Annotated in this window: 11 protein-coding genes; 9 read left to right on the plus strand and 2 right to left on the minus strand. The window is 31.6% G+C overall.

The genetic code is table 11. The features are described from left to right. Positions 1-26: 26 nt before the first annotated feature. From ACEQT4_RS02530 to ACEQT4_RS02540, 3 genes are read left to right on the plus strand one after another with little or no spacing between them, the layout of a single operon-like run. Positions 27-3,164, plus strand: coding sequence for an efflux RND transporter permease subunit (locus ACEQT4_RS02530; RefSeq protein WP_370225856.1), 3,138 nt, complete (start codon positions 27-29; stop codon positions 3,162-3,164). A 4-nt stretch (positions 3,165-3,168) separates the two neighbouring features. After that, positions 3,169-4,578 carry an efflux transporter outer membrane subunit gene (locus tag ACEQT4_RS02535; RefSeq protein ID WP_370225857.1) on the plus strand — a complete coding sequence of 470 codons (1,410 nt, stop codon included), beginning with the start codon at positions 3,169-3,171 and terminating at the stop codon, positions 4,576-4,578. A gap of 6 nt (positions 4,579-4,584) precedes the next feature. Continuing rightward, positions 4,585-5,181 carry a TetR/AcrR family transcriptional regulator gene (locus tag ACEQT4_RS02540; protein WP_370225859.1) on the plus strand — a complete coding sequence of 199 codons (597 nt, stop codon included), beginning with the start codon at positions 4,585-4,587 and terminating at the stop codon, positions 5,179-5,181. Positions 5,182-5,237: 56 nt separating this feature from the next. Here the strand turns inward: ACEQT4_RS02540 and ACEQT4_RS02545 are convergent, their stop codons facing one another. Together ACEQT4_RS02545 and ACEQT4_RS02550 are read right to left on the minus strand one after the other, a co-directional pair. After that, positions 5,238-6,335, minus strand: a complete 1,098-nt coding sequence (locus ACEQT4_RS02545) for an HmuY family protein (RefSeq protein ID WP_370225860.1) — start codon at positions 6,333-6,335, stop codon at positions 5,238-5,240. 12 nt (positions 6,336-6,347) lie between these two features. Further along, positions 6,348-8,480: a TonB-dependent receptor plug domain-containing protein gene (locus ACEQT4_RS02550; protein ID WP_370225861.1), complete on the minus strand. Its 2,133-nt coding sequence runs from the start codon at positions 8,478-8,480 to the stop codon at positions 6,348-6,350. A gap of 90 nt (positions 8,481-8,570) precedes the next feature. Here ACEQT4_RS02550 and ACEQT4_RS02555 point away from each other — a divergent pair, with 90 nt between their 5' ends. The 6 genes from ACEQT4_RS02555 to ACEQT4_RS02580 are packed head-to-tail and all read left to right on the plus strand — an operon-like array spanning position 8,571 to position 14,450. Further along, the gene (locus ACEQT4_RS02555) at positions 8,571-9,473 is read left to right on the plus strand and encodes a DUF6607 family protein (protein WP_370225863.1); all 903 of its coding nucleotides are present in this window, start codon (positions 8,571-8,573) and stop codon (positions 9,471-9,473) included. Positions 9,474-9,476: 3 nt separating this feature from the next. Beyond that, positions 9,477-10,949: an ankyrin repeat domain-containing protein gene (locus ACEQT4_RS02560; protein ID WP_370225864.1), complete on the plus strand. Its 1,473-nt coding sequence runs from the start codon at positions 9,477-9,479 to the stop codon at positions 10,947-10,949. Positions 10,950-10,959: 10 nt separating this feature from the next. Further along, positions 10,960-11,442, plus strand: a complete 483-nt coding sequence (locus tag ACEQT4_RS02565; protein WP_370225865.1) for a DUF2271 domain-containing protein — start codon at positions 10,960-10,962, stop codon at positions 11,440-11,442. Positions 11,443-11,450: 8 nt separating this feature from the next. Then, positions 11,451-13,640 (plus strand): PepSY domain-containing protein, encoded by a 2,190-nt coding sequence (locus ACEQT4_RS02570; RefSeq protein WP_370225866.1) that lies wholly within the window; start codon positions 11,451-11,453, stop codon positions 13,638-13,640. Positions 13,641-13,656: 16 nt separating this feature from the next. Further along, positions 13,657-14,013 carry a DUF6686 family protein gene (locus tag ACEQT4_RS02575; RefSeq protein ID WP_106677122.1) on the plus strand — a complete coding sequence of 119 codons (357 nt, stop codon included), beginning with the start codon at positions 13,657-13,659 and terminating at the stop codon, positions 14,011-14,013. A gap of 41 nt (positions 14,014-14,054) precedes the next feature. Further along, positions 14,055-14,450 (plus strand): hypothetical protein, encoded by a 396-nt coding sequence (locus ACEQT4_RS02580; protein WP_370225867.1) that lies wholly within the window; start codon positions 14,055-14,057, stop codon positions 14,448-14,450. Positions 14,451-14,474: the final 24 nt, after the last annotated feature.

Genomic DNA, 14,474 nt, shown 5'->3' on the forward strand with positions numbered 1-14,474 from the left:
TTATCCCTTAAACATATTTATTAGTTATGTTAAAAACATTTATTGAAAGACCAGTGCTTTCAACAGTAATCTCTATTATCATAGTTATACTAGGTGTTATCAGTATAACATCCTTACCTATAGAGGAATACCCAGATATTGCGCCGCCAACTATTAAAGTTACGGCTAACTATACAGGTGCAAACGCAGAGACTGTTTTAGAGAGTGTAATTGTACCTATTGAAGAGCAAATTAATGGTGTAGAAGGTATGACGTATATTACCTCTACAGCATCAAACAACGGTACTGCCGAAATTACCGTGTATTTCGACCAAACTATGGATGCCGATATTGCTGCGGTAAACGTACAAAACCGTGTAGCACGTGCAAATCCGTTGTTGCCTTCAGAAGTTATTCAAACAGGTATTGTAACGCAAAAGCAAGAAACCAGTGCATTAATGTTTATTGCTATGTATTCTGATAGCGAAGATTACGATGCTACTTTTATTCAGAATTACTTAAAAATAAACGTAATTCCTGCAATGCAGCGTATTAAAGGTGTTGGTGATGTATCGGTGTTTTCACAACAAGATTACGCTATGCGTGTTTGGTTAAAACCTGAAAAATTAGCAGCTTACAATTTAATACCATCAGATATTACAGCTGCTTTAAACGAACAGAATTTAGAAGCTGCAGCTGGTTCTTTAGGTGAAAATAATGGTGAATCTTTCTCTTATATTTTAAAGTATAGCGGACGATTTAAAGAAGAAGGACAGTATGCAGACATCGTAATTAAAGCTTTAGGAAATGGCGAATATTTACGTTTGAAAGATGTTGCAGATATCGAGTTAGATGCGCAATCCTATTCATCTAATGCTACAAGTTTAGGACATCCAGCGGTATTTATGGGAATTTTCCAAACCAAAGGATCTAACGCTGCCGAAATTATTGAAAACATAAAAACCACATTAGACGATGTAGAACAAGGTTTGCCTGATGGCTTAAACTTCTTTGTACCTTACGATACAAGTTTATTCTTAAACGCATCTATAGATAAGGTAATTAGCACACTTTTAGAAGCCTTTTTACTGGTGTTTTTAGTGGTGTTTATCTTCTTACAAGATTTCCGTTCTACATTAATTCCTGCAATTGCAGTACCGGTTTCTATTATTGGTACCTTCTTTTTCTTGAATGTCTTTGGATATTCTATAAACCTATTAACGCTTTTCGCATTAGTGTTGGCTATTGGTATTGTGGTAGATGATGCTATTGTTGTGGTAGAAGCCGTACACGCCAAAATGGATGAAGGTGAGAAAAAACCGAAAAGCGCCACTTTAAAGGCTATGAGTGAAATTTCGGGTGCGATTATTTCTATTACGCTGGTAATGGCAGCGGTATTTATTCCAGTAACCTTTGTAACTGGTCCAACAGGTGTGTTTTATGAGCAGTTTGGTGTTACTTTAATTATTGCCATTTTAATTTCGGCAGTAAATGCCTTAACGCTAAGTCCGGCATTATGTGCATTGTTATTAAAAGAACATAAAGATGATGAAGAATTAAAAGGAAAAAATGCGCTTCAAAAATTCTATACTGTATTTAACAGAGGATTTGATGCAACGGTGAATAAATACGGTAAGTCATTACAGTTTTTATATAAAAATAAGTTTGTATCAGTAATGCTATTAATCATTGCTGGTGTAGGTATTTACTGGGCTGCAACAACAACACCAACAGGATTTGTGCCAAATGAAGATAGAGGAATTATTTTTGCTAACATAGAATTACCTGCAGGTGCATCATTAGACCGTACCGAAGCAGTAACTAAAGAATTATACGCAAAAATTAAAGACCTTGATGGTGTAACAGATGCCAGTTTTATTAAAGGACGAAGTTTAATTAGTGGTGCTGGTAGTAACTTTGGTATTGGTTTCGTGAAGTTAAATGATTGGTCTGAAAGAGAATCTGAAGCCTTATCTGCACAAGCCATCACCGGAAAATTATTTGGTATTGCGGCAACTATTCCAGAAGCAAAAATTATTTTCTTCTCGCCACCAAGTATTCGTGGTTTTGGTAACTCAGCTGGTTTTGAGGTGAATTTATTAGACAAATTCGGTGGTGAATTTACCGATTTAGATAAAGCAAATAAAGAGTTTGCAGCAGCCTTAATGAGTCATCCAGAAATTCAGTATGCGCAATCGGCATTCAATACTAATTATCCGCAATACGAAATGGAAGTTAATGTGCCTTTAGCAAAAGAAAAAGGTGTGGCTATTAACAGCATTTTTGGGACGCTTCAAGGATATATAGGTGGAATTTACGCGTCAGATTTTAGCCGATTTGGTAAACAGTATCGTGTATACATTCAATCGTTACCAGAAGACAGAGCTGATGAAAACGACCTTAACAGTATGTATGTGAGAACGAGTTCTGGTGAAATGACGCCAATTACACAGTTTGTAACCTTAAAACGTGTGTATGGTCCGCAATCGGTAACGCGTTTCAACCTATTTAATTCAACAAATATAACAGGTGCAACCAATCCAGGATTTAGTACCGGTGATGCCATTAGAGTTATTGAAGAAGAAGTAGCAAAACTACCAAGTAATTACACCGTTGCGTATTCTGGTTTAACACGAGAAGAGGTAAATGCAGGTAACCAAACCACGTTTATCTTTATCTTAAGTATTCTGTTTGTGTATTTCTTATTAAGTGCGCAGTACGAGAGTTATATTTTACCATTTTCGGTGTTATTATCGTTGCCATTTGGTGTATTTGGTGCGTATATAAGTACGAAATTCTTCGGATTAGAAAACAATATTTACTTCCAAATTGCACTGATAATGTTGGTTGGTCTATTAGCTAAAAACGCCATACTTATTGTTGAGTTTGCATTGCAACGACGCAAACAAGGTGAAAGTATTGTAAATGCCGCAATAGATGGTGCTAAGTCACGTTTACGACCAATTTTAATGACATCATTCGCCTTTATACTTGGGTTAATGCCGCTTGTATTAGCCAAAGGTGTTGGTGCCGAAGGAAACAATTCTATTGGTACAGGTGCAGCAGGTGGTATGTTAATAGGAACCATTTTAGGTGTATTTGTTATCCCAATTTTATTCATCTTTTTCCAATGGTTACAAGAAAAAGTATCGCGTAAACCAGAAGTAGAAACAATTGAAGCTTAAAAAAATGAAATCGACTATAAATAAAAATTTTAGTAAAGGCGCATTAGTTTTAATGCTGGTGCTAACACTGCAAAGTTGTTTTGTGGCGAAGGATTACACACGTCCGGAGTTAGAAGAAACAGAACATTTGTACAGAACCGATAACTTACCACAAGACAGTATCTCGTTAGCAGATGTATCGTGGAAAGATATGTTTAAAGACCAATATTTAACGCAATATATTGAAGAAGGTCTTCAAAACAACTTAGATATTCGTGTGGCTATTCAGCAAATTGCTATCGCCAATGCGTATATGAAACAAGGTAAAGCAGGTTATTTACCAACGCTAACTGGTACAGCGCAGGCAACACATCAAGAACTGTCTGAAAACAGTCAGTTTGGTGGTTTTTTCTCGTCTGTAGATCAGTATGAATTATCAGGAAGTTTATCTTGGGAAGCCGATATTTGGGGTAAAATAAGAAGTAATAAACGCGCAGGTGAAGCTAGTTATTTACAAACAGTAGCAGCGCATAAAGCGGTAAAAACCGAATTAATTTCGGCAATAGCATCAACCTATTATCAGTTATTAGCCTTAGATGAGCAATTAGAAATTACTGAAAGAACTATTGCCACTAGAGACAGTAGTGTTTACACTATTAAAGCATTAAAAGATGCCGGAAATGTAACACAAGTTGCGGTAGACCAATACATAGCGCAGTTTAATAACGCCAAAGCCTTAAAAGTAGATTTACAAGCAGCCATTTTTAGAACCGAAAACACGTTGAATTTCTTATTAGGAAGGCCTGCAGAACCAATTGAACGAAGCAAGTTAACCGAGCAACAGTTAGATGAAAAGATTACACTTGGTGTGCCAGCAACCTTGTTGAGAAACAGACCAGATGTGATTGCTTCAGAATACAATTTAATCAATGCGTTTGAGCTAACCAATGTGGCAAAAAGTAACTTTTATCCATCGTTAACCTTAACGGCAAGTGGCGGATTTCAAAGTTTAGAATTAGATAAATTATTTAATGCTAATTCATTATTTGCAACAGTTATTGGTGGTTTAACACAGCCAATTTTTAATCAGCGTAAAATAAAAACACAGCACGAAGTAGCTAAAGCACAACAAAAACAAGCATTGTTAAACTTTAAGAAAACCTTGTTAACAGCAGGAAACGAAGTGTCTAACGCACTTTATGTTTACAATGCTGAAACTGAAAAATTTGAATATCGTAAAAATGAAGTTGAAGCGCTACGACAAGCCGAAGCAAACTCAGAGGAATTATTGCAAAACGGTTTAGCTAATTATCTTGATTTATTAACCGCTAGAGAAAGTGCGCTTAATGCCGAGTTAAACGTTATTGATAACAAATTACAACAATTACTAAGCGTCGTTACTTTATACGAAGCACTTGGTGGTGGTTGGAAATAAAATGCTATGATTACCAAAAGCGAATTGCTACAATGCGCAATTGCCAAATTCACAAAATTTGGTAGCAAACACGTGACTTTAGATGAGTTAGCAACAACGCTTGGTATATCTAAAAAGACCATATATTCATTTTTTAAGAATAAAGAAGATCTTGTCGTTGCAAGCATTGAAACTTTATTAAATGAGTATAAAGAAGATATAAATAGAATCATTTCTGAGAATGAAAACGATCCTATTTTGAGTGTTATATTTATCTATAAAAGAGGGTTTGAATATTTAAAATATTTCAAGCCTTCTTTTCTTTTTGGATTAGAAAAATACTACCCAAAAGCCTTTAAATTATTTAGTGAATTTACTGAGAATTTATCAGAAAATACTGCAAGTGTCTTGCTTAAAAAAGCCCAATCACAAGGTGATTTAATTGAAAGTGTAGATGTAGATTTGTTAGTGAAAATTTACTTTTTTAGAGTAGATAATTTATTGTTTAAAGACAATAATTTGTTTGAGATATATTCAGAAGATATGCTTTTAAGGCATATGGTAATTTATAATTTACAAGGTGTAGTAAATACAAGGTATCAAAATAGATTTTTTAATAATTAAAAAGCCTTAGTTTTTAACTAAGGCTTTTTTCACTTTTTAATCAATTACAATTAACACTATTGTAATAAGCTGTATACAAATTCTGGATAGCCACGTTCTCCGTTTTCGTTAGTTAGGGCTAAGAATTTTAATTTGTAAAGGTTACCATCTGTATCATTAACGATATAAAATACATTGTCTTTTAAAGACGGTAAAGTACCTGGTCCACCACCATTTCTCCAACTACTACCAATAGTTCTTCTATCATTTTCAACAAATAAAGAAGTTTCTACATCGGTTAAAGTAAAATTGTCATAAGATAATTCTGTGTCTACTTCTGTATCTATCATATAAACAATAGCATTTTCTAAGGTATTATTTAAAACATAATCTGAATATCCATAAGAGCCATAACCAGGTATCTCGTTTGTAAAAACAGTAAAGTTTAAGTCCCATTCTTCTTTTTTAGGTTCTACATTTACAATACTATTGGTATTAAAACTAAAAAATGTAAAATTGTAATCAGCATCTTTAGATATGGTAATTTCTTGGTGTGTAGTATCGTCAAGATTTGCGTATTGTAGGATGTAGTTATTACCATCTTGTAAGATTCTTACTTTTTTCCATCCTCTAGACTCGCCAGAAATTTCAACGCTTCCTGTACTTGCTGTTGCTGTTCCTACTTCGTCACCTAAGTTTACTAAATACACATAATTATTTGAGTTTGTTGCAGAGATTTCAGCGAAAGCTGTATTTGATAAATCTCCATTAGGCGCATCTATATAAGCCATATTTGCATCATCAAAAGTACCAACAGCTACTTGAGGTTGTAAGTCTTGAACTTCTTGATTATTTGAGTTTACGGCATCAATATCTGTTGAAGATAATTGTCCTGCCGCCATAAATATAGAGCTGTTTATGATAACTTTAAAGTCTGATCCTGTATAAAACCCTAAATCCCAAGAATCACGTTGTACACTAGTCATTGTGTTAGTGCTTAAGTCTACATATACTTGGTTTTGTTGGTTTGGACCACCAACTGTTGGTGCTACATCTGCACCTTCGATAATAACTTGTATTGGCTCTGACGGTAAGTTATTGTCATCATCACTGCTACAATTAGTTAGAGCTAATGCACCTAAACATAGTACTAATGTTAAAAATTTGTTTTTCATTTTGAGTTAGTATTAAAAATTTAAATTATATAATAGTTTGAAATAATATGATCTACCATAACCTAGTAATAAACTAGAGTTATTTGTGCTGTGTATACCAGATGTTGAGGCTCCATTTATTGCTACAGTGGTAACATCAAAAATGTTTCTGGCACCAATTGTAAAGTCTACTTTTTTATCAAAAAATGTCTTTTTTATAGAAGCATCCATCCAACTAAATGCATCTGTAGTGTATTTTTTAAATAATGAATTTCCTTGGTCGTCACTACCTTCGGCAATGTAATTTTCTTGTTTACCATTATGCTTTAGCAATATTGTAAATGCAGTATTCCATTTTTTTACTAAATATGATGCGCTTGTGTTTAATTGTAAGGCGTATAGGTAGTCGTTTTTAGCATTTTCTTCATTATTCATAATTCTTGAAATACCTTGATATGTAGCACCTAAATTAAGCGTCCAATTATCTTTTTTAATTGTGTTTTCTGAAGTAATTCCCCAAAGTCTGTATCCGTCTATATTTATATATTGATATTGTAATGGCGTTGGATTTATGACAGCTAGTTCTATTTTATCTTTTAAATCGATATAACTTAATTTAATGTTATTTGATAGTGATATATCCTTAAACCAAGTTCGTTTTTTTAAGTTTAAAAATGATGAGAAACCATGTTCTGGAGATAAGTTTTGGTTACCTCTAATATCATGATTAGAGTCTACTAAATAATAGTAAAGTTCTTCAAAATTAGGTGTACGATACGACGATCCTATACTTGCTCTAATTTCATATCCTTTATTAAGTAGATATCTAGCATTTAATGATGCTAATAATTGAGATTTGAACATGGAGTTATATTCGTATCTTAATCCTGGTCTTAGGGAAAACTTATCTATTAGTTTTATTTCTGCAGATCCAAATACAGCATAGTTTTCTTGTTTTAAGGTTTGGTCTTGTTGTGTTACATCGCCAGATGCTTGTGTATCAAATCCTTTTATAAAACGTGTTTCGTAACCTAATTGATAATTAATTTTGTCACTTTTTGACAGATTATTTATAGTTCCTTTAGAAAAGAAAACATCACTAGATTGATAAGTTTCGTCGGTTTCGTTAGTTTTCTCTTCAGTTAAGATATAATAGTTAAATTGGTTTAAATCTCTTTTCTGTGTTTGATAGGAAAATGTTGCGTTATAGACTGCACCAGTTTTTAAATGACCATTAATATTTAAATTATTTATTAGTCTATTAGTTTTAAAAATTCTGTCTGTAGCAGATGGATTACTTGTTTGCGATTGTACATCTATATTAGCTCTAACAGAAGCGTCGTAATAATTTAATGTTTCGTTAAAATATTCGAATTTATAAAAAGCATTAAAATTATCTGAGTTGTAGTTTATAGCGGCTTTACCATTAAATTGTGTTTTAGGTAACCAGTCATAACCTCTTAAACCATCATTAAAATAGTGGTTTTTTCCTTTTTTGTTATTAAAAAAACCAGCAAAATCATTTCTATTGGCACTCAATTTTGCATTCCAAGTATCATCTATTCTATGTCCAATACTTAAGGCTTGAATGTGTCTACCTTTATCAAACCACTCATACTCGTCACTAACAGTTTCTTCTTGTATAAAGGTTTGAATCTGCCAATCATGATCTAGTTTTTTCTTAGTTATAATATTAATAACTCCAGCAACGGAGTTTGCTCCGTATTCTACACCCATAGCACCTTCTACAATCTCTATACGCTCTACGTCATCTAAGTTTATTTGTGTTAAATCAATGTTGTTACCTAATCCATTATCACTAACGATTTGAACATTATCAAGCATGATATTAAAGTATTGGGCATCTAATCCAAAAAATGAAATTGTAGATTTTCCTGTTTGAGCATTAGGGATAATGTTTAAGTTTAAATTAAAATTTAAGACATCAGCTAAGGTGTTAGCAGCTTGTTTATCAATTTTTTCACGGTCTATAACAATAACGTTATGTACCGATTTTTTGATAGACTGAGGATTGTATTGTCCAGTAACAACAACTTCTTCTAACTGTTCAATTTTGGTAGTATCACTAACTTTTTCTTGAGCAAAAAGAAGTGTAACCGAAAAAAAAGAAAAATAAAGCGTTAAAAGTTTTTTATTTAGAATCATTCTTGATTAAATTTGCCACAAATATAAACGTTATTTTAATTCAGTCTAAATAAGAACAATATTTTTTAAAAAAAATTAAAATTCATCAAAATGAAACATTATCTAGTTATTACTTTATTATTCTTTGTAGCATTTAGCGCTACTGCACAATCTAAAAAAGAACAAGATCAGGCAGCTATAAAAAAAATGTGCGGATGTTATGAAGTCACTTTTAACTTTGCAGAAACCTTTAATTACAGTCAAGATTCTTTATATAAGCCATCTAAAACTAAAGTTGATAAAGGTTTAGAATGGGCACAATTGGTAGAAGACACAGATAATAAAATTTCAATCCAACATTTATTACAAGTAGGTAGTCCAGAGCAACCATATATAGTAAAACATTGGCGTCAAGATTGGTTGTTCCAAAATAAAGATTTTTACATGTTTGATGGTGATAATAAATGGAGTTTTGAAACCAAAACAGAAGATGAGGTAGAAGGACAATGGACGCAAAAAGTATATCAAGTAGATGATAGTCCACGTTACGAAGGTAGTGCGACTTGGGTACATGTGGACGGTAAAAGCTTTTGGGAAAACACAACAACTGCACCATTACCAAGACGTGAGTATACAAAACGTAGCGATTATAATGTAACATTAAGAGGTAATAGACACGAGATTACAGAATATGGTTGGTTACACGACCAGGATAATGCTAAAATTATTCGTCAAGAAGGCAAAGAAGATATTATTTTAGCCAAAGAAAAAGGTTATAATACTTATGTAAAAGTAGAAGATAGTCGTTGTCAAGGTGCTATAAACTGGTGGAAAGAGCATGACAAAAAATGGGCAACAGTTCGTGCAAAATGGAGCGAAGTTTATAACAGAAATAAGGATTTACATCTTGAAGATAAAGTAGATAATAAAGTGTTATTTAAACATTTATTTGATGAAGAATTAACCAACAAAGAAGACATCGATAAAACGATAGAATCTTTTGTAAAAAAATAGAATATGAAACATTTACTTACAATACTTATACTATTCATAAATTTTAGTGTAATTGCGCAAAATAACAAGTTGTTAGATAGAAAATTTTGGTCTAACACAACTACTGTAGAAACTGTTAAAACAGCTATAGAAGAAGGGAATGACCCTACACAATTAAATCCGAATAGTTTTGACCCAATGGTGTATGCCATATTACAAGATGCACCATTAGAAACATTACAATATTTACAATCTATAAAGGGTAATGATGTTAATAAACTAACTCACGATGGACGTACATATATCTTTTGGGCAGCCTATAAGGGTAATGACAGTTTTATGCAATATTTATTAGATAATGGTGCAAAAACAGATATTTTAGATGATCACGGATTAACACCTTTAAACTTTGCGGCAAATGCAGGACAAACAAACACAAAGGTGTATGATTTATGTATTAAATACGGTGCAAATCTAAAAAAAGACGTTAATCATAGTGGCGCTAACGCTTTATTACTAGCAGCACCAAGTGATAAAGATTTTAAGTTAATAGATTACTTTACCAGAAAAGGATTAGATTTAAATTCTACAGATAATAATGGTAACGGAATTTATAATTATGTAGCCAAAACTGGTAATTTAGAATTGTTACAAAAACTTTCTAATAAAGGAGTAAAAGGTAACGATCAAGCGTTTCTATTTGCTAGCCAAGGAACAAGAAATGTATCAAATGGTTTAGAAGTGTTTACATTTTTAGAAGCACAAGGTTTAAATCCAAATACATCGTCTAATGAAGGCGTAACACCATTACACTACATTGCTGCAAGATCACAAAATATAGATGTATTAAATTATTTAATACGTAAAGGAAATAATGTAAATGCAAAAGATAAAGACGGAAGTACTCCTTTTTTAAATGCAGTATCAAGAAATTCAATTAAAGTGATAGAAACTCTTATACCACAAGTAAAAGATATAAACGATCATAATAAAAAAGGTCAAACAGCTTTAATGTTAGCCACACAAAGTAATACACTAGAAGTGATTAAATTATTAATAAGTAAAGAAGCTAAAGTAGATGTTGTAGATGCCAATGGTAATAACTTAAATTATTATTTAATTGAAGCTTTTAGCCCAAGACAGCCTAAAGATTTTGCAATTAAATTAGAGTTTTTAAAATCTAAAGGTTTAGATATTTCAAAAAAACAAAAAGATGGTAATACGTTATTACATCTTGCTGTAAATAAGCAAAATTTAGATTTGATTAAGCAAGTTGTAAATCTAAAAGTAGCAGCTGTTAATGCTATAAATAATGATGGTAATACAGCTTTACATTTAGCTGCAATGTCTTCTAAAGACGAAAAAATCATAAAATACTTATTAAGTATTGGTGCAGATAAAACAATTAAAACCGAATTTGGAGAATCAGCTTATGATTTAGCTTCAGAAAACGAGTTATTAGAACAAAATAATGTTTCTTTAGAAATTTTAAAATAAATATTATATAATGAAATTATTAAAAATAACAATATCAACTATACTGCTATCATTTGCATTATTGTCATTTACCAATATAAATACTAGTAAATACAAATGCATGATTCAATTGACCAATTATACCGGTGAAGGCGCTTATGTTGTAGTTTCTTTAATTAATCCAAATGGCGAATACGAAAAAACACTGTATGTACAAGGCGATGACGACGAGTGGTATTTTGATATTACCGAATGGTGGAAGTTTCAAGGTAAGGTTAGAGCTAATATAGATGCGGTAACAGGAGCAACAGTATCTGGTGGACAACGTACAATAAGCATATTAGATATCAAAGATTCTAAATTAAATAAAGGTTATAAACTTAGATTTGAAACAGCTGTAGAAGATCAAGAATACTATACAAGCGATGTCGAGTTTGAGTTAACTACAGAAAATGTCAAAGCAAAACACGAAGGTAAAGGCTTTATTAGATACGTTAGATTAATGCCTAACTAGTATTTTGTATGACCATTTCTATCTGGAGATATAGTCATTTAGCATTAGCTATTACAGCGTCTGTTTTTATTTTATTAGCGTCTGTTACAGGTGTAATTTTAGCATTTCAGCCTATTTCAGAACAACTTCAACCTTATAAAGTAGAAGATTTAAAAACAATTAGTCTAGACCAAACAGTTAATACCTTTAAACAAACATATCCAGAAGTTTTACAAATAGAAGTAGATGCAAACCAGTTTGTATCTGCTTCTGTTGTTACTAAAGATGGTAAAAATCTAGAAGGCTATTTTAATCCTAAAACAGCTAATTATTTAGGTGAAAAAATCTCGCCATCAAAATTTTTTCAATTTACAACCAATTTACATCGGTCTTTATTTTTAAAAAGTACCGGTCGGTTTTTAGTCGCTTTAGGCTCTTTTTTATTGCTTTTAATTGTAATTACCGGTTTTATTTTAGTCGTTAAAAGACAAAGCGGAATTAAACACTTTTTTGCCAAAATTGTAAAAGAAAATCCGTCACAATATTGGCATATTGTACTTGGTCGTTGGTCACTTGTACCAATTATTATTATTACTATAACTGGTGTGTACTTATCGCTGCTTAAGTTTGATGTAATTACCGACCAAGCGATTAAACACAATGTAGATTTTGAAGCGTTAGAGGCATCTTCAACAGAAAAATCAGATTCAATATTTGGTGCAATTACTTTAGATCAAGTTAACCATTTAGAGTTTCCTTTTTCTGAGTTTGTCGAGGATTACTACACATTAAAACTTAAAGATAAAGAGCTGCTAATACATCAATATTCTGGTGAAATTTTAAGCGAACAAAACACATCTTTAACGTCTTATTTTTCAACACTAAGTTTAAATCTACATACAGGAAAAGGCAGTATTATTTGGTCAGTAATTTTGTTAATTGCAACCATAAACATCTTGTATTTTATGTATTCTGGGTTTGATATGACTTTAAGACGAAAGAAAAATACTGTAATCCCAAAGAATAAATACACTAAAGATCAAGCAAAATTTATCATTCTTGTAGGATCAGAAACAGGAAGTACTTATAGATTTGCTTCGGCATTATTCAATAGTTTGATAAATGCAAAACACAGTGTTTTTATTTCTGATTTAAACAGTTACTCAACCTACAAAAATGCTGAACATTTAATTGTTTTTACAGCAACGTATGGCGATGGTGAAGCGCCAATAAACGCTAATAAATTTTTAGATACATTTAAAAATACGCCACAAAACCAAAGTCTAAACTTTAGTGTTGTTGGATTTGGATCGTTACAGTATAAGGCTTATTGCCAGTTTGCAGAAGATGTAAATAATGCACTAAATAATAGTCAGAATTTCACCCAATTTTTACCGTTAAAAACAATTAACAATCAGTCTTTAGATACGTTTAAAAATTGGTGTATAGCGTTTAATTTACAATCGCAATTAGACATAGAAATACCTAAAGTAAAACAACTACAAACACCAAAAAATCTTCAAGATTTTAAAGTAGTTTCAAAATCTGAAATTAACCAAGATCATACTTTTGTGTTGACTTTACAAACCAAAAAAACACACAAAATACAATCTGGTGATTTGTTATCGGTGTTTCCTAAAGAAGATCAAATAGAACGATTATACTCTTTAGGAAAATTTGAAGATAAACTGGTTTTAAGTGTAAAAAAGCATCAGTTTGGAGTTTGTTCAAATTATTTTAGTCAGTTAAAAGCAGGTGAAATTATCAAAGCACGAATTAATAAAAATCCATCGTTCTACCTTCCAAAACACACAAAACATGCTGTTTTTATCGCAAATGGTACAGGAATTGGACCTTTTTTGGGTATGATTAATCAAAACCCAAACATTAAAAAACATTTGTTTTGGGGCACGCGTACGCAAGCTTCAGTTAATATTTATGATGCTTATTTAATTGAAGCAAAACAAAAGCAGTTACTAACCACATGTAATATAGCTTATTCTAAAGAAGGGAATAAAACGTATGTTCAAGATATTGTGGCACAAAAAGACAACATTATAGCTTCTGTATTAGAGCAAAAAGGAGTAGTTATGATTTGTGGTTCGGTTGCAATGCAGACTAGTGTTTTAGATCAATTAGATACTATTTGCCAGAGCAATTTTAGTAACAACGTAAGTTACTTTATAGATAACGGTCAAATAAAGATGGATTGTTACTAACATAAAATTTAAGATTATGTGTAATAACATAAAAACATTATCAAAAACATCTCAAGGAGAATTGTCATTGTGTAAAAACTGCAAGCATTTTCATTTAGAGTTTAATAATATTTATTTTGAATTTACTGTAAACGAGTTTAAGCAATTTAAGCAGTATGTTTTAAATTTAGAACCAGAATTTTGGGAGTGTAAATATGCTGAAGCTAACATTTCTAAAAAGATACCTATTCCTACCTTGCAAGACAATCTTATTCTGATGTTTAACCGACAAGAATTTTTACAATTAAAAGTATTAGTCAATAAGCCAATATTGAATATTTACAAAAAAAGTATAAGTGTAAATGATATTGATTACACATTAATTTTAAACTAATTTAAAATACTATTTTTGTGTACTTAAACTAAAAGATTAGTATGAAAAAAGATATTCATATTCCAAAAGTAGAAGGTGTTTACATTGCAATAGTTAACGAGTATAATGATGTGTACCAAACCCAAGATTGGAATGCATACATTATAAACGATAAAGACGTAGATTTAGATACTGTAATAATAGTTACAAGTGGTTATTCTGATAGTAAAACAACCTCTGTTTTTAGAAAAAAAATAGATAAGCTTCCTAAGAAAAGTTATGCCAAAATAGAGCTTATCCAAGAAGAACTTTTTGCGCTTAACAACCAATTTAAAGTCACGTTTTTTGAAGGTAATACTATGTATGATAAAACATATACTTTTAGAAAAAACACGATTAATAAAAATGCCTTACAACCTGTACCGTTAATGAAGGTACGTGGTGTAGTAGTAAAATAAGCCTTGAATTTTCAAGGCTTATTT

The organism is Mesoflavibacter sp., from assembly GCF_964226795.1.
Lineage (GTDB): Bacteria > Bacteroidota > Bacteroidia > Flavobacteriales > Flavobacteriaceae > Mesoflavibacter > Mesoflavibacter zeaxanthinifaciens.